Here is a 23,996-nt window from a genome sequence, read left to right on the forward strand (position 1 = left end):
CCGGACGCGACCGAGGCCGCCCCCGGGAGGGGACGGCCTCGGTGCGTGGAACGGGTCGGCGTCAGTGGTCGGTGGCCTTCTCGGCGCCGACACCCGTGAGCGAACGGACCTCCATCTCCGCCTGCTTCATGGGGTCCTCCGCGGTCCGCGAGAGCACCGTGCCCAGCCAGCCGAGGAGGAAGGCCAGCGGGATCGAGACGATGCCGGGGTTGCTGAGCGGGAAGACCGAGAAGTCGGCGCCGGTGATCATCGACTTCTCCCCGCCGGAGACCACGGGCGAGAGCGCGATGAGCAGGATGGCCGAGCCGAGACCGCCGTACATGCTCCAGACCGCGCCCTGGGTGTTGAACCGCTTCCAGAACAGCGAGTAGAGAATGGTCGGCAGATTGGCACTGGCCGCCACGGCGAAGGCGAGCGCCACGAGGAACGCCACGTTCTGGCCCTGGGCACCGATGCCGCCGGCGATGGACAGGAGCCCGATCACGATCACGGTGCGGCGTGCCACCTTCACCTCGCCGTCAGGGTTCACCTTGCCCTTGCGGATGACGCTCGCGTAGATGTCGTGGGCGAAGGAGGCCGCGGCCGTGATGGTCAGACCGGCCACCACGGCGAGGATGGTCGCGAAGGCCACGGCCGAGATCAGTCCGAGCAGGATCGAGCCGCCGAGTTCGTAGGCGAGCAGCGGAGCGGCCGAGTTGACGCCGCCGGGTGCCGCCGTGATGCGATCGGCCCCGATGAGTGCACTGGCGCCGTAGCCGAGCACGAGGGTGAAGAGGTAGAAGGCGCCGATGAGCCAGATGGCCCAGACCACCGAGCGGCGGGCCTCCTTGGCGGTGGGCACGGTGTAGAAGCGCATGAGGACGTGGGGCAGGGCCGCGGTGCCGAGGACCAGTGCGAGCGCCAGGGACAGGAAGTCCAGCCGCGTGATGGCACTGACGCCGTACTGCAGTCCCGGGCTGGTGATCGCGGCGTTCCCGGAGGTCTCGATCGCCGCACCGAGCAGGGTGGAGAGATTGAAGCCGTGCAGGGCGAGGACCCAGATGGTCATGATGAACGCGCCGGCGATCAGCAGGCAGGCCTTGATGATCTGCACCCACGTGGTGCCCTTCATGCCGCCGATCAGGACGTACATGATCATGAGCACGCCGACCACGGTGATGACGAGGGACTGGCCGAGGCGGTCGTTGATGCCCAGCAGGAGCGAGACCAGGCCGCCGGCGCCCGCCATCTGCGCGAGGAGGTAGAAGAAGCAGACCGCGAGCGTGGTGATGGCCGCGGCGATACGCACCGGGCGCTGCTTCAGGCGGAAGGACAGCACGTCCGCCATCGTGAACTTGCCGGTGTTGCGGAGCAGTTCCGCCACGAGGAGCAGCGCCACGAGCCAGGCCACGAGGAAGCCGATGGAGTAGAGGAAGCCGTCGTAGCCGTTGATGGCGATGGCGCCCACGATACCCAGGAAGGATGCGGCCGAGAGATAGTCCCCGGCGATCGCCGTCCCGTTCTGACCGCCGGTGAACGAGCGGCCGGCGGCGTAGTAGTCCGCCGCCGTCTTGTTGTTCCGGCTGGCGCGCAGCACGATCACGAGGGTGATCGCCACGAACGCGCCGAAGATGGAGATGTTGAGGACCGGGGAGCCGACACTCGTCGCCTCGGCGGTCTGGAGCGGTACGCGGAGCGCCGCACTGCCGATGGTGGTCATTTGGTTCCGCCTGCCGGATCGATGAATGCTTCTGGTGCTGCTTCCTCGAGCTCGTGGCGCAGCTCGGCCGCGATCGGGTCGAGGCGCCTGTTGGCGTAGCTCACGTACCACATGGTGATGATGAACGTGGTGGCGAACTGCAGCAGTCCGAGGATGATGCCAATGTTGATGTTGCCGACGACCGGTGTCGCCATGAAGTCGTGCGCGTAGTCGGCCAGCAGCACGTAGGCGAAGTACCACAGCAGGAAGAACACCGCCATGGGGAAGACGAAGCTGCGATGGCGCTTGCGCAACTCCCTGAACTGCTCGGTCTGCTGGACCTCGGTGAAGTCCACGGCAGCACCGGAGCCGGCCACCGGCTCTACTGGGTGGGAACCCATGATTGCTCCTTCGATTGGGACGTCACCCTCGCCGCGAGGGCGGCATCCCCGCCGGTCGGCAGGGTGCATCGGTGTGACTGTCATCACTCTGGGGTACGCCCCGGGTGGGCACCAGCAGCACCGGCCGTCACGTCGGTGAGCGTGCAGCACGCTGCGGTGAACGGTAGGACGAGCGGTCCGTGCGCGGCGACTAGTCTGGAGCGATGGTCAGCGCCGCCGTCGACACCGCCCTGGTGTTCGCCGTCGCCGTCATCACCCTCGCCGTCGTCGCCTCGCTCGGCTTCCGCCTCTCGCGCTCCTCGCGGGATCTCGGCTCCGACGCCGACCGCGCCACCTACGCGACCCTCCACACCGCGGCCCTGGCCTCCGAGCACCTCCGCGAGGGCCTCACCCCGTCCGGTGCCCGCAGGGCGAGCCGCCATCTGCGCGGGCTCCTGCGCTGCGACGTCCTGCTGATCAGCGACGACGCGGGCGTCCTGGCCTGGGAGGGCGCACGCGGGTCGGAGCCGGAGGTCATGCCGCTCGTGCGGCAGGTCCTCGAGAGCGGACGCACCCAGATCTTCCGGCGCCAGGCGGTGCGCGACGTCGGACTCGCCGAGCTCGGCGAGCTCGTCCTGTCGCCGGTGCGCGTGGAGAACCGGGTGGTGGGCACCGTCGGGGCGTTCGTGGGCGTGGTCGACGCCGGTCTCGTGCGTGCCACCAACGAACTCGCCGGCTGGGTCTCCACGCAGGTGGAGCTGGCGGAACTGGACTCGTCCCGACGCCTGCTCGCCGAGGCCGAGCTCCGTGCGCTCCGCGCCCAGATCAGCCCCCACTTCATCTACAACTCGCTGAACGCGATCGCCTCCTTCATCAACACCGATCCCCAGCGGGCCCGCGAGCTCGTGGTCGAGTTCGCCGACTTCACGCGCTACTCCTTCCGGCGCCACGGCGACTTCACCACCGTCGCGGAGGAACTGCTGAGCATCGACCGCTACCTCCTGCTGGAGCGTGCCCGGTTCGGGGACCGGCTCAGGGTCAGCCTGAACGTGGGGCCGGAGGTGCTCGGCACCGTGATCCCGTTCCTGAGCCTCCAGCCGCTCGTGGAGAACGCCGTCCGCCACGGCCTGGACTCGAAGGACGGCATCGGCAACATCACCATCACGGCGCACGACGCCGGCCCGTACGCCGAGGTGACCATCGAGGACGACGGCGTGGGGATCGACCCGGAGCACCTGCGCTCCGTCCTCGCGGGCCACACGGAAGGCGTGCACGTAGGACTGCGCAACGTGGACTCCCGCCTGCGCCAGGTCTACGGGGACGACCACGGACTCGTCATCGACACCGCCCCCGGCGCGGGCACGCTGATCACCATGCGCGTGCCGAAGTCGCAGCCCGGGCACCGCGTGTGAGGCGCGTAGCCTAGGTCCCATGGTCAATGTTGTCGTCGTCGATGATGAGCTCCCAGCCGTCGAGGAACTGGCGTTCCTGCTGGGGAAGGACCCCCGGATCGGCACCATCCACCGGGCGTCGAGCGGGGCAGAGGCCCTCCGGGCGCTCGAGCAGCATCCCGTGGACGCCCTGTTCCTCGACATCCACATGCCGACCCTGTCCGGACTGGACATCGCCCGCGTCATCTCCCGCTTCAGCCGGCCGCCCGCCGTCGTCTTCGTCACGGCGGACGAGGACCGCGCCCTGGAGGCCTTCGACCTGCGGGCCGTGGACTACCTGCTCAAGCCCGTCCGGGTCGAGCGGCTCGCCGAGTCCGTCCGGCGGATCAGCGAGCTGATGGACGGCTCGCCTGCCGCGCCGGAGGTCATCACGGTGGACCAGGGCGGGGTCAGCCGGATGATCAGGCGTGACGAAGTGCGCTACGTCCAGGCGCAGGGTGACTACGCCCGCCTGCACACCGTGGCGGCCAGCTATTTGATCCGCATCCCGCTGAACGACCTCGAGCGGCAGTGGGCCCGGTCCGGCTTCCTGCGCACGCACCGCTCCTATCTCGTGGCGATGGACCAGGTGCGCAAGGTCCGCATCAGTGCCGGGCGTGCAAGTCTCTTCGTCGGGGACGCGGAGCTGCCGGTCAGTCGCCGCCATCTCCCCGACGTCCGGGAGAAGCTGGAAGCCACCCGGCTCCGTCCGGGCCACTGACCGTGGGCCGGCGACAGCGCCTCCCGCCACCCCCGGTGGCCACCCGATGAGCGGAGAGCCACCGCAGGGTCCCCGGCGCGTCCGCGTGACGGCCCCCAGGACCGCCGCCCGCGCCACGGGAGCCTCCTTCCCGGTGGCACGCGAGATGGCCGAGCAGTCCGAGGTGGGTCAGCTCTTCGTCGCGTCGCTCATCAGATCGCAGCTGCGCCTGGCCCTCGTGGTCGCCGCGGGGTTCCTCGTGATCCTCATCGGCATCCCGGTCCTGCTGGCCGTGTTCCCGGACATCGACCGCGTGACCATCGCGACGATCCCCCTCCCCTGGCTGCTCCTGGGGCTCGGGGTCTACCCGCTCGTGATCGGGAGCGCCGTCCTGTTCGTGCGCAGCGCCACCCGCAACGAACGGCGCTTCCAGGATCTCGTGGACGATGACTGAGGCCGTGGTGGAGCTGAACCCCGCCGTCGGCTATACGGCGCTCGTGCTGGTGGCCCTGAGCACCGTGCTGATCGGGATCTACGGTCTGCGCGTCTCCCGCACCACGGACGACTTCTACGTGGCGTCGCGGACGGTCCCGCCGTGGTGGAACGCCTCCGCGATCGGCGGCGAGTACCTGTCGGCGGCGAGCTTCCTGGGGATCGCCGGACTGATCCTCATCTCCGGCGTGGACGCCCTGTGGTTCCCCATCGGCTACACGGCCGGCTATCTCATGCTCCTGCTGTTCGTCGCCGCACCACTGCGCCGGTCGGGCGCCTACACCGTCCCCGACTTCGCGCAGTCCCGGCTCGATTCCCTCCTGGTGCGCCGGGTGACCAGTGTGCTGGTCATCGTGGTCGGCTGGCTGTACATCGTGCCGCAACTGCACGGGGCCGCCCTGACCGTCCTCATCACCACCGGGCTGCCGTCCTGGGCGGGCCCGGTCGCCGTCGTCGTGGTGGTGTATCTCAGCGTGGTCACCGGAGGGATGCGGTCCATCACGTTCGTCCAGGCGTTCCAGTACTGGCTCAAGCTCACGGCCCTCGCCGTGCCCGTGGTCCTCATCCTCCTCCGGCTCGGCCTCGACGGCGGCCCGGTCACCGACGGCGGCGCCGCCTTCACCGCCGAGCTGGACACGACGGCGGACGCCTCCCTCTACGGGACCATCTCGCTGGTCATCGCGCTCCTGTTCGGTACGCTCGGCCTGCCCCACGTCCTCGTGCGGTTCTACACGAATCCCGACGGCGACTCGGCGCGCAGGACCACGCTGATCGTTCTGGGGCTCCTGTCCGTCTTCTACCTCTTCCCCACCGTGTACGGGATCCTGGGGCGCATCCACACGCCCGACCTGGCCTCCGGAGGGATGGCCGATGCCACGGTCCTCCTCCTGCCCGGGCGCATCCTGGACGGCGCGACGGGCGACATCCTCTCCGCCCTCGTGACCGCCGGGGCGTTCGCCGCCTTCCTCTCGACGACGAGCGGACTCGTGGTCTCCCTCGCCGGTGTGGTCAGCCAGGAGTTCTTCCAGGGCAGTGTCCTGGGCTTCCGCCGGGCCGCGCTCCTGTCCGCGCTCGTCCCGCTGGGCGTGGCGCTCCTGACGGACAGTTCGGCCCTGGCCGGCAGTGTGGGCTCGGTCTTCGCCTTCACGGCCTCGACCATCTGCCCCCTGCTGCTGCTCGGGATCTGGTGGCGGGGTCTCACCGATGCCGGAGCGGTGGCCGGCATGCTCGCGGGGGCGGTGCTGTGCGGTGGGGCGATCGCCGCGAGCGCCGTGCTGGGACCGGGGGCGGGATGGGTCTGGCTGGCACAGCCGGCCCTGTGGACGGTGCCGGCGGCCTTCGCCACGATGGTGCTGGTCTCCCGCGCCACCGCCCGACGGCGACCGGCCTCGGCCTCGCGCGTCCTCGCCAGGCTGCACACGCCCGAGCAGCGCTAGGCCCGGGGTCGAGCAGCCTCAGGCGATGGACTTCAGGAGATGGACTTCAGGAGATCGATCACGCGGTCCAGGAACGCGTCGACCTGGTTCTCCTCGTAGCCGTCCGCTCCCCGCGCCTCACGGAACACCGCACCACGGACGTCGTCCACGCCGAGGGGCACGTCGTGGTCGAGGTACTGCAGGATCTCCTCGCACAGGCTGTCGACGTCGCCGACGTCGTAGCTGCGGGTCCTCTCCTTCGCAGGGCGGCGGAAACGCTTGCCCGGGCCCCGCCGCAGACGTCGATGGAGCACGGCGACGGTCCCCTCGAGCTCGTGGAGCCAGGCGTCCGCCCCGCGCGCGGCGATGACCCGGTCGCGCTCGTTTCGTGCGAGCCCGTCCTCGATCCGATCCAGTTCGGCGTCGACGGCCTGCGGATCGTACCCTCCCCTCGCCGGGTCGAACACGATGGTTCGTACCTCGCTGCTCGCGAGGCCGCCGGTGTTTCCGGTGTCCCCTGTGTCCCCGGTGTCCCCGGTGTCCCCGGCGTCGTCCCGCCCCGCGGTCCGGTCGACCGGCACCCTCGCCAGGAAGCGCTCCACCTGGCGCGGCGCGTAGCCGAGCGTGGCCCGGTCGACGCGCGTGAAGGCGGTGCCGCGTGGGCGAGCCGTGACCATACTGTCCTCCTGCTGGTGGTGTCCTGGGATGTCCTGGGGTGTCCCGTGGGGTCCTGCCTGCTCCCGCATGTCCCTCGTCCCGTCCAGGGGCCGGAGCAGGGGTCAGATCAGTCCCGGGACGAGGGTGGCGGACAGCAGGTACGCTGTCGGCGCGGCGAAGACGATCGAGTCGAGCCTGTCCATGACCCCGCCGTGGCCGGGCAGGATGTTGCTCATGTCCTTGACGCCGAGCTCGCGCTTGATCATCGACTCGGCGAGATCGCCCGCGGTCGCGGCCGCCACGACGGCGACGGCCAGGGCGAAGCCGAGCCAGACGGGCTGCCCGAGCAGGAACACCGAGCAGAGCCCGCCGACCACGAGCGCCCCGCCGATCGATCCGCCGAAGCCCTCCCACGACTTCTTGGGACTGATCTTCGGAGCCATGGCGTGCTTGCCGAAGGACGCTCCGATCAGATAGCCGAACGTGTCATTCGCGACCACCAGCAGCAGCAGGGTGGCGATCACCAGGAAACCGCCGTCCGCGCGCATGAGGACCATGGCGAAGCTGAGCATGAAGGGCACCCACAGGAGGGCGAACGTCCCGGCGACGATGCCCTGGGCGCTCCCCGGAGCCGGGTCGAGGCACCGCCACAGGAACAGTCCGAGCAGCGCTCCCACCGTGGCCGCGGCGAGTCCCTCACCCCCGCCGGCGTAGGCCGCGAAGGGCATGGCCAGCGATCCCGCCATCGCGGGGACGAGCGGTATCCGGATGTGCCGGATCGCCAGGGCGCGGCGGAGCTCCCAGACACCGACCACCCCGAACAGGGCCACGATGCCCACGAAGACGAGTGGGAAGAACAGCAGGCCCACCAGGACCGGCAGCAGGAGCGCCACGCCGACGCCGGTGGCCGCGGGGAGATTGCGTCCCGCGCGCGACGTGCGCCCCGTGTCCCTCGTGAGCCTGCGACGGGGCGGATCGAGAGCAGGCATCAGACCTCGAGCAGCTCGGTTTCCTTGCGCTTGAGCAGCTCGTCGACCAGATCCACGCGCGACTTGGTCAGGGCGTCGAGTTCCTTCTCGGCACGCGAGCCCTCGTCCTCGCCCGTGTCGCCGTCCTTGACCGCGCGGTCGATGCCGTCCTTCGCCTTACGGCGGATGTTGCGGATGGAGATCTTGGCGTCCTCGGCCTTCGTCTTCACCAGCTTCACGTACTCCTTGCGGCGCTCCTGCGTCAGCTCGGGCAGGACCACCCGGATCACATTGCCGTCGTTGGACGGGTTGGCGCCGAGATCGGACTCGCGCAGCGCCTTCTCGATGTCGTTCATGGCCCCGCGGTCGAAGGGCGTGATGAGCAGGGTCCGCGCCTCCGGGTTCTGGAAGGAGGCCAGCTGCTGCAGCGGGGTCGGCGCCCCGTAGTACATCACCACGACCTTGGAGAACATGGACGCGTTCGCCCGCCCCGTCCGGACGGTCGCGAAGTCGTCCTTCGCCACCTCCACGGCCTTATCCATCTTGTCGGTGGCTTCCAGCAGGGTCTCTTCGATCACAATGTCTCCTTGGTACGCGCTCGGTCGCCGGGCGACCTCTCCAGTGCACAATCCTAGTTCACGGGCCCCTGCCCCCGGCCGTGTCCGGCCAAAGCCCCGGGGCCCCGGACCCGGCTACCGCGTGATCACGGTGCCGAGCTTCTCCCCGCGGATAGCGCGGGAGACATTACCGTCGCCCTCCATCCCGAACACCACCATGGTGAGATCGTTGTCCTTGCACATGGTCATGGCGGTCTGGTCCATGACGCGGATGTCGCGCCGCAGCGCGTCGTCGTAGGACAGCGTGTCCAGCTTCTCGGCCGTCGGATCCCGGTGCGGGTCCGCCGTGTACACACCGTCCACACCGCTCTTGGCCATCAGCACCTCGTCGGCGTGCACCTCGAGCGCGCGCTGGGCCGCCACGGTGTCCGTGGAGAAGTACGGCAGGCCCGCGCCGGCGCCGAAGATCACCACGCGGCCCTTCTCGAGGTGGCGGATGGCCCGCCGGGGGATGTACGCCTCGGCCACCTGCCCCATCGTGATGGCGCTCTGCACGCGGGTCTCCACGCCGGCCTGCTCGAGGAAGTCCTGCAGTGCCAGGCAGTTCATCACCGTCCCGAGCATGCCCATGTAGTCGGCCCTGGACCGGTCCATGCCGCTCTGGGAGAGTTCGGCGCCCCGGAAGAAGTTGCCGCCCCCCACCACGATCGCCACCTCGACGTCGTCGACCGTCGCCGCGATCTGTCCGGCGACCGCCCGGACGGTCTCCGGATCGACGCCCAGCTTGCCGCCGCCGAAGACTTCTCCGGAGAGCTTGAGCAGAACGCGCCGCCTGCTGCCGGGAGCACCTGTCGGAGCCGTGGTTGAACTGTCCATGAAGTGCCTCCCGGGCATAGTGCTGTTCACCGTTCCTCGTGGGACGGCGGAGGGGGTTCGGGTGCCGGACCCGTTACAGGATACGGCGTGCCGCGCGGGCGCACAGAAAGGGCGGCCACCCTGTCGGCGGCCGCCCTTCCCCGTACACCTGTGGATCCGGTCTCAGGCTCCGACGCGGAACCGTGCGAAGGCGGTGGCCTTCGCGTCGGCCTCGGAGAGGACCGTGGCGACGGACTTCTTGGCGTCCTTGGCGAACGCCTGGTCGAGCAGCACGCCCTCCTTGAAGAAGCCGGTGAGGCGCCCCTCCACGATCTTGGTCAGGGCCTGCTCGGGCTTGCCCTCGGCGCGAGCCGTCTCGTCCGCGATGCGGCGTTCGGACTCGACGAGCTCCGCGGGGACGTCCTCGCGGGTCAGGTACGTGGGTGAGTAGGCCGCGATGTGCACGGCGACGTCGTGCGTCGTCTGGGCGGCGGCGTCCCCGGAGCCTTCGACGGCGAGGAGAACGCCGACCTGGGCGGGCAGGTCCTTGGACGTCTTGTGCAGGTAGGCGTCCACGAGCTGGCCCTCCACGCGGGCGATCCGGCGGATGTCCACCTTCTCGCCGAGCAGCGCGCCGGCCTCGATGACGTGCTCGGAGACAGGCTTGCCGTCGAGCTCGAAGGACAGGAGCGACTCCACGTCGGTCGCTTCGGAGCGGATCGCCGCATCGAGGACCTTGTTCGAGAAATCGATGAAGGGTCCGGCCTTGGCGACGAAGTCGGTCTCGCAGTTGACCTCGACCATGACGCCCACGCCGCCGTCCACCCGAGCGGCGACGAGGCCCTCGGCGGTCGAGCGGCCCTCGCGCTTCGTGGCGCCCTTGAGTCCCTTGATCCGGATCAGTTCCAGGGCCTTGTCGGCATCGCCGTCGGCCTCGTCGAGGGCCTTCTTGACGTCCATCATGCCGGCGCCGGTGCGCTCGCGTAGGGCCTTGATGTCAGCGGCAGTGAAATTTGCCATTCGTACTCCTAAGTTGATGTGGTTCTACGAAGCGCCCCGCCCGGGCACAGCGGGCAGCGGGGAGGAGCTCTGCGGACATCCGTGCCGGGGGCGTCGTCGGACCCCCCCGGCACGATGGGCCTACTCGCCGGCGGGTGCTTCCCCGGTGGTGTCCGGGACGTTCTCGGCGGCACCGGGAACCTCGTCGGCGGGCACCTCGGCCGTCGCGGGGGTCTCTGCCGCGAGCGTCTCGGCCTCGGCCGGAGCCTGGTCCGCGGCGGGCGACTCGGAGGTGGCCGGTGCGGTCTCCTCGGCAGCCTTGCCCTCGAGCAGTTCGCGCTCCCACTCGGCCATGGGCTCCTCCGCCGCGGAGGCATCGGAGGAGTTGGAGCGGTTGTTGCGGGCGATCAGGCCGTCGGCCACGGCGTCGGCGATCACACGCGTGAGGAGATTCACCGCGCGGATGGCGTCGTCGTTGCCGGGGATCGGGAAGTCGACCTCGTCTGGATCACAGTTCGTGTCGAGGATGGCGACGACCGGGATGTTCAGCTTCTTCGCCTCGTCGATCGCGAGGTGCTCCTTCTTGGTGTCCACCACCCAGACGGCCGAGGGGGCCTTCGTGAGATTGCGGATGCCGCCGAGGTTGCTCTGCAGCTTGGTGAGCTCGCGGCGCAGGAGCAGCAGCTCCTTCTTGGTGTGGCTCGATCCGGCGACGTCGTCGAAGTCGATCTCCTCGAGTTCCTTCATCCGCTGGATCCGCTTGGAGACCGTCTGGAAGTTGGTGAGCATGCCACCGAGCCAGCGCTGGTTGACGTAGGGCTGGCCCACGCGGGACGCCTGATCGGCGATGGCTTCCTGGGCCTGCTTCTTCGTGCCGACGAAGAGCACCGTGCCGCCGTGCGCCACCGTGGCCTTGACGAACTCGTACGCGCGGTCGATGTAACCCAGCGACTGCTGGAGATCGATGATGTAGATGCCGTTGCGCTCGGTGAAGATGAAGCGCTTCATCTTCGGGTTCCAACGGCGGGTCTGGTGACCGAAGTGGACGCCACTGTCGAGCAGCTGGCGCATGGTTACTACTGGCATGTCATGCCTTTCTTCAGCCTCGGCTCGAGCGCAGGGCGCTGCCTGAAGCTTGTTGACGGTTCTCGTAGTAGGACCGGGGTGGCCGCTACATCCTGGTGCCGCCTCGTCGCGATGGACGTCCCCGTCCCCACCGGATTCCTCCGGACCGTTGGACGGGCACCCCGGCGCCATGGGCAGGCGACGGGCAGATGGCACGCGTAGTCAGCCTGCAGCTTCCGTGACCGATCTGCGCCGAAGCACACACAGGGGAAAGCAGCAGACTGCTGGTCCGAGTGTACTACAGCCGTGCGCAGCACTGCTGCCCGACGACGGCCGCCGATGCGGCTCCGCGCGGGTCGATGTGCGCCTGGCGATGTCCACATACCTCTGGGCGACCCGACGCCGATCGGAGGCCACCGGCTCAATGGGGTGATGGACGCTGCACCACTCATCCCGCGGCTCACGCCCGACTGCGGTCCGCTGCGCGACCGGGCACGGAGCCGGACAAGGAGCCCAGCTCGGCATCGAGCGCCGGCACGATGCGTGGTCGCCGTGCTCCTCCTGCTCCTCGGCGCTCAGGGCGTGTCCTCCGGCGCACCTGCGGTGGCAGGCCCCCGGGATCAGCCGGGTTCCCGGACCCATCCGTTCGTCGGGGATCAGGCAGTCGTCCGGGATCAGCCGGTCCTCCCGAGATGGTCCTGGCCCCTGCGGCCCACCCCCGGGGTGGTGCGTCCCTTCGACAGGCCTGCGCAGCGATGGGAGCGCGGGCATCGCGGGGTGGATCTCTCCCCCGGTGCGGGCCGGCCCCTCCCGGTGCACAGCCCGGACGACGGCGTGGTCTCCTTCGCGGGGACGGTGGTGGACCGGGGTGTGGTGTCGATCGATCACGGCGACGGACGGATCAGCAGTTTCGAGCCGGTCACCACGACCCTCGTCCGCGGAGACCGGGTGTCGAGGGGTCAGGAGGTGGCTGAGCTGACGACTCCGGGCGGTACGCACTGTGCAGACGGCTGCCTGCACTGGGGCGTGCGGGTCCACGGGGAGTACGTCGATCCCCTTCTCTTCGTCCTGGACCCCCGCCCCTCGGTACTCCTGCCCCTGCATGCGGAGTAGGAGAACCGGAGTAGGAGAACCGGAGTAGGAGAACCGGTGCGAATTCCTAGACGAAGGCGGCGATGCCCGTGATCGACCGGCCGGCCACGAGCGTGTTGATCTCCTGCGTGCCCTCGTACGAGTAGATCGCCTCGGCGTCGGAGAAGATCTTCGCCATCCCGTAGTCGGCCACGATCCCGTTGCCCCCGAGGACGTTGCGTCCCGCAGCGACGCTCTCACGCATGCGCGCGGTGGTGAACGCCTTGGCGAGCGCGGAATGCTCGTCCTTGGCCTTGCCCGCATCCTCGAGCTGGGACAGGCGCACCATCATGCCCATGGAACTCATCGCGTTCCCCAGGATCTGGACGAGCTGCTGCTGGACGAGTTGGAAGCTCGCGATGGGCCTGCCGAACTGCTCGCGCTCGACGGCGTACTTGCGTGCCACGTCGAAGGCCGCGAGCTGCTGGCCCACCGCCTGCCAGGCGACGGCCAGGCGGGTCACCTTGAGCACCTTGTTCGTGTCGCGGAAGCTGTTGGCCCCCTTGAGGTGGAAGTCGTCCGAGATGACGACGTCCTCGAGGACGATGTCCGCGTTCTCCACGGTGCGCAGCGCGATCTTGTTCTCGATCTTCGTGGAGGTGAACCCCGGTGTGGAGGTGTCCACCATGAAGCCCTTGACCTGGTTGTCCTCGACGTCCCGGGCGTAGATGACCACCCAGTCCGAGAAGGTCGCGTTCCCGATCCAGCGCTTGGCTCCGTTGAGGATCCAGGTGTCCCCGTCGCGGCGGGCCGTGGTCCGGGTCCCCCCGGCCACGTCGGACCCGCCCAGCGGTTCGGTGAGACCGAACGCGCCGATCTTCTTCATGGCGTAGATGTCCGGGAGCCATGCCTCCTGCTGCTCCTTCGAGGCCAGTGCCTCGATCGAGCCCGTGAAGAGACCGTCGTGCACACCGAGGAAAGTGGCGATCGAGGCATCGGCGCGGGTGAACTCCGCGTGGCAGATCCCGGCGAAGAGGTTCGAGTAGCCCTGCCGGTGGACCGGACTCATCGGGTCCAACTCGGCGATCTTCGGGATGAGCTCCTGCGGGAACACCCCCTGGTTCCACCAGTCGACGGCGTGCGGGCGGACCTCCCGTGCCAGCCAGCCACGGATCTCCTCCAGGCGCGCACGCTCCTTGTCGCTCAGGAGCTCCTCGAAGGCATAGAAGTCCCCGCCGGCGTAGGGGAGATTGTCTGCATCGATGTTCGTCTTGCTCATGGGAATTGCCTCACTCCGGTCGGCGGCCACCAGTGCTCCTCGATCACGCGGATCGCGTGAGAGGAGCACTGCACTCGTAGCCTCATGTTACCCACGAGTAACTTAGGGCGCCAGTACCGACCCGGCGAAGAGCGCGGCGCCGGTCGGCGTAGGGCTGCTGGGGCTTGAACCCAGGACAAACGGATTATGAGTCCGCTGCTCTAACCAGCTGAGCTACAGCCCCCGGGATGCATGACCCCTGGTGGCGCGGCTCGGGAGACCGTGGCAGCCGCACGCACGCTTCATTGTATGCGGAGCACGGGATCCCTCGTGCTCGTCGATGGCCCGCCGAGCACCTCGGTGCCGGAGCCGTCGGTCGCGCCGCCACCCGGGGTGTGCGCCCCGTGGTACAGGGCCTCGAAGGTCCGCAGGGTCGCCTCGATGCCGTGCCGGCCCACCAGCTCCCGACTCGCCGCCCCCATGCGTCGCCGCTCCTCGGCCGGCATTTCGATGATCTCGGCGATGCGGCGCGCCAGCGCATCCGCGTCGCCCGGCGGGAACAGGTAGCCGTTCTGGCCCTCGACGACGAGGTGGGGCAGGGCCATGGCATCGGCGAGGAGCACCGGGGTGGAGGCGGACATGGCCTCGAGCGTGACCAGCGACTGCAGCTCCGCCGTACCCGGCTGGCAGAACAGATCAGCGGAGAGATAGCGCCTGCGCAGCTCGGCGTCGCTGACCAGACCGAGGAAGGTCACCCGGTCCTCCAGCCCGAGCCGTGCCACCTGGGCCTGCAGTGCGGCCTTGACCTCGCCACCACCGACGATCTCGAGCTTGACCCGCAGCTGCTCGGGCACCCTGGCCACGGCGTCGATGAGCACGTCCACGTGCTTCTCCTCCGCCAGCCGGCCCACGAAGAGGACCGTCGGGTCGGGGTGCGGCTCGACCCGCTCCCCCGGCTTCAGTTCGTAGGAGGCCGAGTCGACGCCGTTCGAGACCGGCAGCACACCGGGGAGGAAAGCCTTCTCGAGCATGGCCTTCGCGGCGAGCGGGGTCGGCGTCGTGACGGCGGCGGCCCTGCCCATGAGCCTGCCCATGTCCCTCCACGAGTTCTTCGCGATGATCCTCTTCAGCCAGCGCGGGAACGGCAGGAACGGATCGAGATTCTCGGGCATGAAGTGGTTCGTGGCGATCACACGGATGCCACGCCGTACGGCCTCGTCCAGGGTGTACTGCCCGATCATGTAGTGGCACTGGATGTGGACGATGTCGGGCGCCACCCGGTCCAGGAGCAGGCCGATGTCGCGCCTGATCTCCCACGGGTAGCACAGGCGCCAGTAGTCGTGGGTGGGGACGCCGTGGGAGCGCAACCGGTGGACCGCCCAGTCGCCGCCCTGCTCGGTGAAGCTTCCACCGTTCGAGACACCCGGTGCCAGGACGTGCACCTCATGGCCCCGAGCGGTCATGCCCCTGGCGAGCCTGTAGCCGAACTGGGCCGCTCCGTTGACGTTCGGAGGATAGGTCTCGGCGGCGATCAGGATGGTCAGGGGCTTGGAATCAGCCGGGTCGCTCACGGGTGGATCCCCTACGTCGGTGGGTCTGGGGGCAAGGAATGCAGTGCGGTCAGCGCTGCCGCTGGACCACATGGGGGTGATGGCGGGACAGGGTGATGACTCCGATGATAGCAACGAGGGCCGCGACGCCCATGAAGAACGCCGTCAGCATGCTCACCTGGGGCTGCAGCTCGTCGAGGATGGAGATGCCGACCGCGATGCCGACGATCGGGTCGATCGCCGTCAGGCCCGCGATCACGAGGTCGGGGGGTCCCGTGGCATAGGCGTTCTGGACGAACCACGAGCCGAGCGCGGCCGCCACGACCAGCGCGGTCAGTGTCAGCGGGGGGACGTCGAGCAGGAGCCGGCCGTTCGATGCGAGCAGATGACTGGCGACGATCTTGGTCAGCACGGCGACGAAACCGAAGAGGATGCCGGCCCCTAGGATGTACACGAAGGCGCTCAGGCGGCGTCGGCCGAGAACCGCGAGGGTCCCGAGGAGAACGACGGCGACGCCGAGCAGGAGCACCACGGACTGCTCCTGCTCGGCGTCGATGGCGCGGTTCTCGCGCGTGACGGTGACGGCCAGCAGCACGAAGAGGACACTGCCGCTCACACAGGCCGCGATGGCGACGATGATCCCCCGGTTGATCCGGATGCCCTGGTCGCGGGAGTTGACGATCGTGGTGATCACGAGGGCGATGGCACCGAGCGGCTGCACGATCGTCAGGCTAGCGAGCGTCAGGGCCGCCACATTGAGCGCCGTGCCGATACCGAGCAGCAGCAGACCGAACAGCCATCGCGGGTTCCTCAGGAGCCGCGCGAGACCGCCCGGGCCGAGGGCCCGGCCACCCGTATCGGAGCGGACCGCTGTCCCCTGCCGCTGTGCCCCGAAGGCGAGGAAGAAGGCACTGAGGACAGCCAGTCCGATGGCTAGCAGTGGCACAGGGCCCCCTCCGTCGGGACCGGCCGGGAGCCGATCGCGGACGAGGACCCCGGATCGCGCGGCCGCGGATGGGCGCCGTTCGGGTGGGCGGTGTCCGGGTGGACGATCACGATCCTCACCCCGCGCTGGTCCGTGCTCATCGATGGCCTCCACCTCGCACCGGAGCGGCCACCGACCCGGTCCGTCAGCGGTCCATCGCGACGAACCGGCCGGTGGCCGCCCGTGGACGGTGCTATTTGCTGAGCAGCCGGCGCAGCATGACGATCATGGCGGCCACCGAGGCGGTGAGTACGCTCAACGGCTTCCACCGGTCGGCGAGGCTCGTGTTGTGCGGGACGACCCGGCGGACGGACACCGCGGCGACCTCGTCGCTCCGCGATGCCGCCGTGGCACCACGGGCGCGGCCGCCCTGCGAGGAGCGATGGCGGGCCTTCTCGATCCTGGTCTTGACGTCCACCTTCTCGCCGAGCGAGTCCCGTGCCTCGGCGATGTGGGCACGGCGCTCCCCCGAGCGTCCGCGCAGTTCCTCGTACGACGGCGTGGGCTCCTTCGGCTTGGAGTCCTTCTTGTCCTGCTTCTCCTTCTCCTTCTCCTCCTTCGACTTCTTCACCTCGAGGGTGGCCGGGTCGAACCTGCGTCCTTCCTTGAGGACACCGAGGTCGTAGCGCAGACCGTAGATCGCGTCCTCTGGGACCAGCGGCAGCTGCTTCTTGAGGCGGGAGACGCCGATGAGTGCCAGGATCCCGGCGATCACCAGGAAGAGCAGCGCCACAGCCAGGGCCGCGAGCCATGCGGGCATCAGCTCGGCGATACCCATGATGGCCGCGACCACGAGGGCCACGGCGAAGAAGAGGACGAAGACCAGGGCGACGACGAGGAACGCCGCCGCGATGCCTGCCTTGATGCCCTTCTGCTTCATCTGGTCGACGGCGATCGAGAACTCGTCGCTGACCTGTCGGGGCGTCAGGCGACCCAGGACCTTGATGAGTCCGAAGAGTGAGAGTGAAGCCGGGGATCGCTTCACGCGTGTACTGGCCGAGCTGTTCATAGGCCCTGCCTCCGTTCCTGAGAGTTGTGCCGAATTATCGCTGGATCAAAATTACCACTGGGAGCACGGCCCACCCGCCGGGCCCGTCCGTCCCCGCCGGGCCCACCCGCGGGAGGTGGACACGCCGGACACCCGCTGGGCACCCGCTGGACACCCGACCGACGACCGTCAGCGCGATCGGAGCTGGGTGTTCTCCTCGAGGTCCTTGTTCATGAACTCGGGGAGCCGGGTCCGCACGAAGACGAAGGAGAGCACGGCGAACGCCGTGAACGCCGCGTACATCACCCAGAGCCCGAGGTTCTCGCTCACCCACGGGAAGGTGACGGTGACGATGAAGTTGAAGACCCAGTTGACCATGGTGGCGACACCGAGGGCGATCGATCGGATGCGGTTGGGGAACATCTCACCCAGCGTGACCCACATGACCGGCCCCCAGGTGGCGGCGAAGAAGACCACGAAGAGATTGGCTCCCACCAGGGCGATCGGACCCCAGGCGCCGGGCAGAGTGATGTCCTCCCCGGAACCCTCGGCCTGGAGGAAGGACAGGGTCGCGGCCAGCAGACCGACCGTCATCCCGACCGAGCCGATGAGGAGCAGGCGACGGCGCCCGATGCGGTCCACGAAGAAGATCGCCACGAAGGTCATCGAGACATTGATCACGGAGGTGATCACCGACGTCGTGAAGGAGTCCGACTCGCTGAATCCGACGGACTTCCAGAGGGTGGTGGAGTAGTAGAAGATCGCGTTGATACCGACGAGTTGCTGGAGAGCCGCGATGGCCATGCCGATCCACAGGATGGGCTGCAGCCCGAGGGCGCTGCCCCGCAGGTCGCGGTACGAGGCCCGCTCCTCGCTCTCGAAGCTCTGCCGGATCTGCTCGATCCTGGTGTCGGTGTCGGCCACCCCGGACACCCGCGAGAGGACCCGGGCCGCCTCGGCGTCGCGGTCGGCGCGGATGAGGTACTGCGGCGACTCGGGGATCACCAGTGCCAGGATGCCGTAGATGACCGCGGGGGCAACGCCCACCAGGAGCATCCAGCGCCAGGCGGCGAGGCCCCACCAGAGCTCGTTCCCCGCACCGCCGGCGGCGTCGGCGAGTGTCGCGTCCGACAGGAGGGCTGCGAAGATCCCGACCGTGATCGCGAGTTGCTGGATGGATGCCAGACCGCCGCGCCACTTCGTGGGGGCAATCTCCGCGATGTAACCGGGCACGATCACGGACGCCGTGCCGATCGCGAGTCCGCCCACGAGCCGCCAGACCATCAGATCCCACTCGGACACCGCGTAGGCGGACCCCGCGGAGTTCAGGGCGAACAGGATCGCTGCGGCGATCATGACCTTCTTGCGACCGAAGCGGTCCGCGAAGCCACCGGCGAACCAGGCGCCGGCAGCACAGCCGAGGAGCGTGATCGCGACCGTGAATCCCAGCACGCCGGCGCTCAGCTCGAAGTCCGCCTGGATGGAGTCCACGGCTCCGTTGATGACGGCGGTGTCGAAGCCGAAGAGCAGTCCCCCGACCGCTGCGGCGACACTGATCGCGATGACCCGCGCGAGGTGCTTCGGTGATTCCGCTGCGCCCGCATCGACGTCGTTGTTCTCCATGATCGATCTCCCTGCTCGTGCCGTGGTCATCACCCTACGTCAGGGTGATGGAGGCGCGGCGGTCGACGGGTGACCCCTGCCGCGTCCGGACCGGGCGAGCAGAGCCAGGACATATCATCGAGAGGTCACCTGCGGGAGTCGTACCGTCGTACGCCCGTCGGCCGGCGACATCCCGTTCGTCGATCCTCCCGTGCCGAGGCGCATCCGCTGTGTCAGCCGGATCCGGTCCCCGGCACCCGTCCGATCCGTGAGGCACCACCGTGAGCACCCCACACCCCGGCGATCTGCTCTCGCGCCGGGAGAAGATCGTGTATGTGGTCATTCTCGGCACCCTGACGGCGCTGGGTCCCTTCACCATCGACCTCTACCTGCCGGCGTTCCCTGCCCTGCAGGCCGATCTGGGCGTCTCGGAGGCCGCGATCCAGCTCACGCTCACCGGGACCATCATCGGTTTCGCGGCCGGCCAGCTGCTCGTGGGCCCACTCAGCGACATGATCGGCCGGCGCCTCCCGCTCATCATCGCCACCACGGTGCACGTCGGAGCCTCCATCGGCGCCGCATCGTCCGACGACATCACCGTGCTGATGCTGTTCCGCGTGCTCCAGGGCATCGGCGCGGCCGGCGGCGGGGTGGTGGCCATGGCCGTGGTGCGCGATCTCTTCGGCGGGTACACCCTCGTGCGCATGCTCTCCTACATGGCCCTCGTCAACGGGATGGCGCCCATCTTCGCGCCGGTGATCGGCTCGCAGCTCCTGTTGCTCTTCCCGTGGCCCGGGATCTTCTGGTTCCTCGCCGGCTACGGTGTGCTGGTCATCATCGCCGTGTCCCTCTTCATCATCGAGACCCTGCCCCGGCAGAACCGTCGGCAGTCGCCGCTGACGGCGGCCCAGCGGTACCGGGTGGTGCTGGGCGACCGCATCTTCATCGGGATCCTCCTGGTGGGCGGCATGAACTTCTCCGGGCTCTTCTCCTACCTCTCCGCCTCGCCGTTCCTCTTCCAGGGGCCGTACGGTCTGGACGAGCAGCAGTACGGACTCCTGTTCGCCATCAACTCCCTCGGCATCGTCGCGGGGGTCCAGATCAGTGCCCGCGTGCTGCGACGCGCGGGACCGCAGTGGGTGATCGCGACGGCGACGGTCGTCCAGCTCGTCATGGCCCTGCTGATCGTCGCCTTCGACCAGCTGGGTCTCGGCTTCTGGGGGACGGCCCTGCCCCTGTGGTTCTACATCATGGCGACGGGCTTCATCTTCCCGTGCGTCCAGGTCCTGGCCCTCATCAACAACGGCGCGCAGGCGGGAACGGCGGCCTCCCTGCTCGGAGCGGTGACCTTCGGGACGGCCGGCATCATCTCGCCGCTCGTGGGACTGCTCGGCGAGGGCATCGACTCGGCGACCCCGATGGCACTGGTCATGGCCGCGTGCATCGCCGTCGGCGTGGTGTTCCTGTGGACCGTGGTCCGCCCACGGACGGTCCCGGCGCTGGAATAGCGCCCAGCAGTACAGCAGTGCAGTGACGCGGCAGTACAGCAGTGCAGCGGTGCAGTGACGCAGCAGTGCAGTGGTACAGGGACGCAGGGTGCCGTTCTACGGTCAGGCGCGCGCGGACTCCTGCCGCGCGGGCAGCGCCTCCGCCGCCTTCGCCACGTTGCGCGCCATCGCCTTGAAGATGAACCCGTGGAAGGGCAGCACCGCGAACCAGTAGAGCCGCCCGGAGAGACCGGAGGGGAAGAAGACCGCTCGCTGGTAGTAGGCGCTGCCGGAGCCCTCCGGTTCCACCCTGAACTCCAGCCAGGCCCTGCCGGGCACCTTCATCTCCGCGCGGAGCCTCAGCCGCTCCCCGTGGACGACCTCCTCCACCCTCCAGAAGTCGAGCGCCTCACCCGTGAGGAGCTCGTTCGCATCACGGCGTCCGCGGCGCAGGCCCACGCCGCCGGCGATCTTGTCCATCCAGCCGCGGGCGGCCCAGCCCACGGGCCAGGAGTACCAGCCGTTGTCGCCGCCGATCCCCTCGACGATCTTCCACACCCTGTCCGGTGACGCCGTCGAGCTGTAGGTCTGGACGTCCGTGTAGACCGTGTGCCCTGCCCAGAGGGGGTCGGACGGCAGGGGGTCCGCCGCGGTGTCGAGCTGGGAGGCACCCGCCCAGCTCGTCTCCACCTCTCCCCCGCGCATCTTGCCCAGGGCCAGGTCCACGGCGCGTCGGTATCCGGTGAGCCCGCCGTCCGGAACACCGATGTACCGGTCGATGTCGTGCTCCGCTGTGACGGCGTCGTGCTGCAGGGATTCGATGAGGGGCATGGCCATGGCCCTCGGGATGGGTGTCACGAGATTCACCCAGTGGCCGGCGAGCCGCGGCGTGAGCACGGGCAGGGCGAGGACGGTCCGTCCCGGGAGCCCCGCGGCCAGCGCGTACTGGTTCATCATCTCCGCGTAGGTGAGCACTTCCCTGGAGCCGATGTCGAAGGTCCGGTTGAGGTCCTCCGGCAGGTCCAGCGCTCCCACGAGATAGTGGATGACGTCCCGCACGGCGATCGGCTCGATGTGGTTGAGCACCCACCTGGGCGCGGGCATGACCGGCAGGACGTCCGAGAGATGCCGGATCATCTCGAAGGACGCCGATCCCGACCCGATGACCACGCCGGCCTGGAAGGCGACGGTGGGCGTACCGGAGGCGAGGAGGATCCTGCCCACCTCGGTGCGGGAACGCATGTGGGTGGAGAGCTCCACACCCTCGGGGTGGAGCCCGCCCAGGTAGACGATGCGCCGCACACCCGCCTCTGTCGCCGCCGTCGAGACCACGCGGGCGATCTGGGCCTCGCGCCGGTCGAAGTCCTTCCCGGACCCCATGGAGTGCACGAGGTAGTACACGGTGTCGACACCCTTGCTGACCTCGCGCATCGTGGCGGCATCCTGCAGGTCCCCCTGCACGATGTCCACCGCACCGGCCCACGGGACGTCCTTGAGTTTCTGGGGCGACCGCACGATCACCCGGACCGAGCGACCCTCGGCGACCAGCTTCGAGACGAGCCTGCCGCCGATGTAGCCCGTGGCTCCGGTGACCAGGATGAGCTTGCCCTCGTTGTCCATGGGCACAGCCTACGCCCGCCCACCGACCACCGACCGGGTGATCTCGGAGGCGCTCGCGACCGGACCCACGCCACCGGGCCCGCGCGACCGACGGGAGCGGACATTCGGGTCCCGGCTCCGGCTCGCATACGAAAGTGCCCCTGACCGGTGTCTCCACGGGTCAGGGGCACGGGAGCTCCTCCGACTGGACTTGAACCAGTAACCCTTCGATTAACAGTCGAATGCTCTGCCAATTGAGCTACGGAGGAAAGCGCAGGCCCAACATTACAGATCTTCCGGAGCGAAGTGAAATCGCCGGCGGCTCAGTCCTCGCGGAGCTGCCGGCGCTGCATCTCGAGCTCCATGAGGTCGCGCTGGACCCGGTTGTACAGCGCCGGATCGGCGTCCGGGTCCATGCGCTGCAGCTGCCCGAGCTTGTCCGCCTTCTGCTGGGTGATCCGCAGTTCGGTGAGCCGGTTGAGGATGTCCCGGCAGTAGCTCACCATCGCCTCGGCGTCCTTTGCGGGCAGCGGCCGCACGGCGAGTTCGCTGACGAGCGGACGCAGGACGTCGGGCACCCCCTCGCGGACCGATTCCACCCACCGTGACAGCTCCGTACCGGCCGCTCCGGCGGCGAGGACGGCGGTGTGCACCACCTCGTGGACGGGGGTCGTGAACCGGGAGGCCGAGAAGCTCTCCCACTGGGGTGCGGTGAGCAGCGTCGGTTGCTGGAGGACCACCTCCAGGGCCTCGCGCTCCATCCGGGCCACCGGGTCCCGGGGGTCGGGCCGCTCGAAGAACGGCTCGGCCGCGGCACCGTCGGCGCCGGGACCGCCCGACGCCCCGCCCTGCTGCGCGACGGCGGCGACCGCCTCGCGGCGGCCGGAGGCCGGTGTCCCCTCCCGCCGGGCCGCGGCGTTGACGGCGCGGGCCACCTGGTCCTCACCGACGTACTGCATGCCGAGCCAGCGGGAGAGCTCCCGCGTGTACGTGGAGCGCAGGGACACGTCGCGGATCTGCGCGACGATCGGGGCGGCGTGCCGCAGGGCCTTGACCTGCCCCTCGCCGGAGGAGAGGTCGTAGCTGGCGAAGGACGCCTTGATGGCGAACTCGAACAGGGGGCGCCGGTCGTCGATCAGGGCGCGGACGGCGTCGTCGCCCCGGGTCTGCCGCAGCTCGCAGGGGTCGGCACCGGAGGCCTCCACGGCCACGTAGGTCTGCGCGTTGAAGCGCTGGTCCTCCTCGAAGGCCCGCAGCGCGGCCTTCTGCCCTGCGGCATCGCCGTCGAACGTGAAGATCACCTCGCCCCCGGCGCCGTCGTCGGACAGGAGCCGCCGCGCGATCTTGATGTGGTCCGTGCCGAACGCCGTGCCGCAGGTCGCCACGGCGGTGCCGATGCCGGCGAGATGGCACGCCATGACGTCCGTGTACCCCTCGACGACGACGAGCTGCCGGTTCTTCGCGATCTCGCGCTTGGCCAGGTCGATGCCGTACAGCACCTGGGACTTCTTGTAGAGGGAGGTCTCGGGCGTGTTGAGGTACTTGGGGCCCTGGTCGTCCTCGTACAGCTTGCGCGCTCCGAAGCCCACCGTGTCGCCCGTGATGTCGCGGATGGGCCACATGAGGCGCCCGCGGAAGCGGTCGTAGTAGCGGGAGGCGTTGGTGGAGGAGGCGCTGAACATCCCGGTGAGCTTGAGTTCGTCGAGGGTGAAGCCGCGCCCGGTGAGGTGGTTCAGCAGGCCGTCCCAGCCCTGCGGGGAGTACCCGACACCGAAGTGCTCGGCGGCCGCGCGGTCGAACCCGCGGTCCTGGAGGAACTGGCGGGCCGTGGCGGCACCCTGCGTGAGGAGCTGGTCGCGGTAGAACTCGGCGGCGATCTTGTGGGCGTCCAGAAGGCGCTGACGCCTGCCGACGTCCTCGCGGCGCGGACCCGTGCCGCCGTCCTCGTAGTGCAGCTCGTGGCCTATCCTCGCCGCCAGCTTCTCCACGGTCTCGCTGAAGGACGTGTGGTCGAGCTTCTGCACGAAGGAGATGACGTCGCCACCCTCGCCGCAGCCGAAGCAGTGGTAGGAGCCCATCTGCGGCCGTACGTGGAACGACGGCGAGCGCTCGTCGTGGAAGGGGCAGAGTCCCTTCCAGGAGCCGATGCCCGCGGACTTCAGCGTCACGTACGCCTCGACGACCTCCTTGAGATCGGTCCGCTGGCGGATCTCATCGATGTCTTCGCGCTTGATGAGTCCGGCCATGCCTCCCAGCTTAG

At 69.0% G+C, this 23,996-nt stretch carries 22 protein-coding genes and 2 tRNA genes; 6 read left to right on the forward strand and 18 right to left on the reverse strand.

Annotation, left to right across the window (positions count from 1 at the left end):
- Window positions 1-61 precede the first annotated feature (61 nt).
- Window positions 62-1,699 (reverse strand): cation acetate symporter, encoded by a 1,638-nt coding sequence (locus Q0747_RS07735; protein WP_298253289.1) that lies wholly within the window; start codon window positions 1,697-1,699, stop codon window positions 62-64.
- Window positions 1,696-2,079, reverse strand: a complete 384-nt coding sequence (locus Q0747_RS07740) for a DUF485 domain-containing protein (protein ID WP_298253290.1) — start codon at window positions 2,077-2,079, stop codon at window positions 1,696-1,698. Before Q0747_RS07740 ends, Q0747_RS07735 begins: the two co-directional genes overlap by 4 nt.
- A gap of 203 nt (window positions 2,080-2,282) precedes the next feature.
- On the opposite strand from Q0747_RS07740, the gene Q0747_RS07745 reads away from it, so the two are divergent.
- The 4 genes from Q0747_RS07745 (at window position 2,283) to Q0747_RS07760 (ending at window position 6,116) form a co-directional block, all read left to right on the forward strand.
- On the forward strand, window positions 2,283-3,470 hold the full coding sequence (locus Q0747_RS07745) for a sensor histidine kinase (protein ID WP_298253291.1): 1,188 nt from the start codon (window positions 2,283-2,285) through the stop codon (window positions 3,468-3,470).
- A gap of 19 nt (window positions 3,471-3,489) precedes the next feature.
- Window positions 3,490-4,209, forward strand: coding sequence for a LytTR family DNA-binding domain-containing protein (locus Q0747_RS07750; protein ID WP_298253292.1), 720 nt, complete (start codon window positions 3,490-3,492; stop codon window positions 4,207-4,209).
- An 85-nt stretch (window positions 4,210-4,294) separates the two neighbouring features.
- Window positions 4,295-4,642, forward strand: coding sequence for a hypothetical protein (locus Q0747_RS07755; RefSeq protein WP_367277689.1), 348 nt, complete (start codon window positions 4,295-4,297; stop codon window positions 4,640-4,642).
- Between the two features lie 13 nt (window positions 4,643-4,655).
- Window positions 4,656-6,116 carry a cation acetate symporter gene (locus tag Q0747_RS07760; RefSeq protein WP_298253749.1) on the forward strand — a complete coding sequence of 487 codons (1,461 nt, stop codon included), beginning with the start codon at window positions 4,656-4,658 and terminating at the stop codon, window positions 6,114-6,116.
- Window positions 6,117-6,148: 32 nt separating this feature from the next.
- Here Q0747_RS07760 and Q0747_RS07765 read toward each other — a convergent pair whose 3' ends face one another.
- The 6 genes from Q0747_RS07765 to rpsB all read right to left on the reverse strand — a co-directional run bounded on the left by Q0747_RS07765 (window position 6,149) and on the right by rpsB (window position 11,217).
- Window positions 6,149-6,772 carry a DivIVA domain-containing protein gene (locus Q0747_RS07765; RefSeq protein WP_298253296.1) on the reverse strand — a complete coding sequence of 208 codons (624 nt, stop codon included), beginning with the start codon at window positions 6,770-6,772 and terminating at the stop codon, window positions 6,149-6,151.
- Window positions 6,773-6,874: 102 nt separating this feature from the next.
- Window positions 6,875-7,741 (reverse strand): phosphatidate cytidylyltransferase, encoded by an 867-nt coding sequence (locus tag Q0747_RS07770; RefSeq protein ID WP_298253298.1) that lies wholly within the window; start codon window positions 7,739-7,741, stop codon window positions 6,875-6,877.
- Window positions 7,741-8,298 carry a ribosome recycling factor gene (gene frr / locus Q0747_RS07775; RefSeq protein WP_148600845.1) on the reverse strand — a complete coding sequence of 186 codons (558 nt, stop codon included), beginning with the start codon at window positions 8,296-8,298 and terminating at the stop codon, window positions 7,741-7,743. The genes Q0747_RS07770 and frr overlap by 1 nt, the downstream gene beginning before the upstream one ends.
- 114 nt (window positions 8,299-8,412) lie before the next feature.
- Window positions 8,413-9,153, reverse strand: a complete 741-nt coding sequence (pyrH, locus tag Q0747_RS07780; RefSeq protein WP_298253300.1) for a UMP kinase — start codon at window positions 9,151-9,153, stop codon at window positions 8,413-8,415.
- 162 nt (window positions 9,154-9,315) lie between these two features.
- Entirely contained in the window at window positions 9,316-10,152 is an 837-nt protein-coding gene (gene tsf / locus Q0747_RS07785; protein WP_298253302.1) for a translation elongation factor Ts, read from the reverse strand.
- A gap of 120 nt (window positions 10,153-10,272) precedes the next feature.
- A complete protein-coding gene (gene rpsB, locus Q0747_RS07790; RefSeq protein WP_298253304.1) occupies window positions 10,273-11,217 on the reverse strand; it encodes a 30S ribosomal protein S2 in 945 nt (314 codons plus the stop codon).
- Between the two features lie 756 nt (window positions 11,218-11,973).
- Here rpsB and Q0747_RS07795 point away from each other — a divergent pair.
- On the forward strand, window positions 11,974-12,309 hold the full coding sequence (locus Q0747_RS07795; protein ID WP_298253306.1) for a M23 family metallopeptidase: 336 nt from the start codon (window positions 11,974-11,976) through the stop codon (window positions 12,307-12,309).
- 46 nt (window positions 12,310-12,355) lie between these two features.
- Here Q0747_RS07795 and Q0747_RS07800 read toward each other — a convergent pair whose 3' ends face one another.
- The 7 genes from Q0747_RS07800 to Q0747_RS07830 all read right to left on the reverse strand — a co-directional run bounded on the left by Q0747_RS07800 (window position 12,356) and on the right by Q0747_RS07830 (window position 18,701).
- Window positions 12,356-13,546, reverse strand: coding sequence for an acyl-CoA dehydrogenase family protein (locus Q0747_RS07800; RefSeq protein ID WP_298253308.1), 1,191 nt, complete (start codon window positions 13,544-13,546; stop codon window positions 12,356-12,358).
- A 149-nt stretch (window positions 13,547-13,695) separates the two neighbouring features.
- Window positions 13,696-13,769 (reverse strand) — tRNA-Ile (locus tag Q0747_RS07805).
- A 58-nt stretch (window positions 13,770-13,827) separates the two neighbouring features.
- The gene (locus Q0747_RS07810; protein ID WP_298253310.1) at window positions 13,828-15,096 is read right to left on the reverse strand and encodes a glycosyltransferase; all 1,269 of its coding nucleotides are present in this window, start codon (window positions 15,094-15,096) and stop codon (window positions 13,828-13,830) included.
- Between the two features lie 49 nt (window positions 15,097-15,145).
- Entirely contained in the window at window positions 15,146-16,021 is an 876-nt protein-coding gene (locus Q0747_RS07815) for a DMT family transporter (RefSeq protein WP_298253312.1), read from the reverse strand.
- The gene (locus Q0747_RS07820; RefSeq protein ID WP_298253314.1) at window positions 16,009-16,161 is read right to left on the reverse strand and encodes a hypothetical protein; all 153 of its coding nucleotides are present in this window, start codon (window positions 16,159-16,161) and stop codon (window positions 16,009-16,011) included. The genes Q0747_RS07815 and Q0747_RS07820 overlap by 13 nt, the downstream gene beginning before the upstream one ends.
- 92 nt (window positions 16,162-16,253) lie before the next feature.
- Window positions 16,254-17,069 (reverse strand): phage holin family protein, encoded by an 816-nt coding sequence (locus Q0747_RS07825; protein WP_298253316.1) that lies wholly within the window; start codon window positions 17,067-17,069, stop codon window positions 16,254-16,256.
- 168 nt (window positions 17,070-17,237) lie between these two features.
- A complete protein-coding gene (locus Q0747_RS07830; RefSeq protein ID WP_298253317.1) occupies window positions 17,238-18,701 on the reverse strand; it encodes a sugar porter family MFS transporter in 1,464 nt (487 codons plus the stop codon).
- A gap of 230 nt (window positions 18,702-18,931) precedes the next feature.
- On the opposite strand from Q0747_RS07830, the gene Q0747_RS07835 reads away from it, so the two are divergent.
- A complete protein-coding gene (locus Q0747_RS07835; protein ID WP_298253319.1) occupies window positions 18,932-20,158 on the forward strand; it encodes a multidrug effflux MFS transporter in 1,227 nt (408 codons plus the stop codon).
- Window positions 20,159-20,260: 102 nt separating this feature from the next.
- On the opposite strand, the gene Q0747_RS07840 is transcribed toward Q0747_RS07835, so the two are convergent.
- The 3 genes from Q0747_RS07840 to dnaG all read right to left on the reverse strand — a co-directional run bounded on the left by Q0747_RS07840 (window position 20,261) and on the right by dnaG (window position 23,982).
- Complete coding sequence (locus tag Q0747_RS07840) at window positions 20,261-21,757, reverse strand: SDR family oxidoreductase (protein ID WP_298253321.1); 1,497 nt, start codon at window positions 21,755-21,757, stop codon at window positions 20,261-20,263.
- Window positions 21,758-21,932: 175 nt separating this feature from the next.
- A tRNA-Asn gene (locus tag Q0747_RS07845) sits at window positions 21,933-22,005 on the reverse strand.
- 54 nt (window positions 22,006-22,059) lie between these two features.
- Entirely contained in the window at window positions 22,060-23,982 is a 1,923-nt protein-coding gene (dnaG, locus tag Q0747_RS07850; RefSeq protein WP_298253323.1) for a DNA primase, read from the reverse strand.
- Between the last annotated feature and the right edge of the window lie 14 nt (window positions 23,983-23,996).

The sequence above is a fragment of the uncultured Arthrobacter sp. genome (assembly GCF_947493765.1).
In the GTDB taxonomy this organism is placed as follows: Bacteria; Actinomycetota; Actinomycetes; order Actinomycetales; family Micrococcaceae; genus Arthrobacter_D.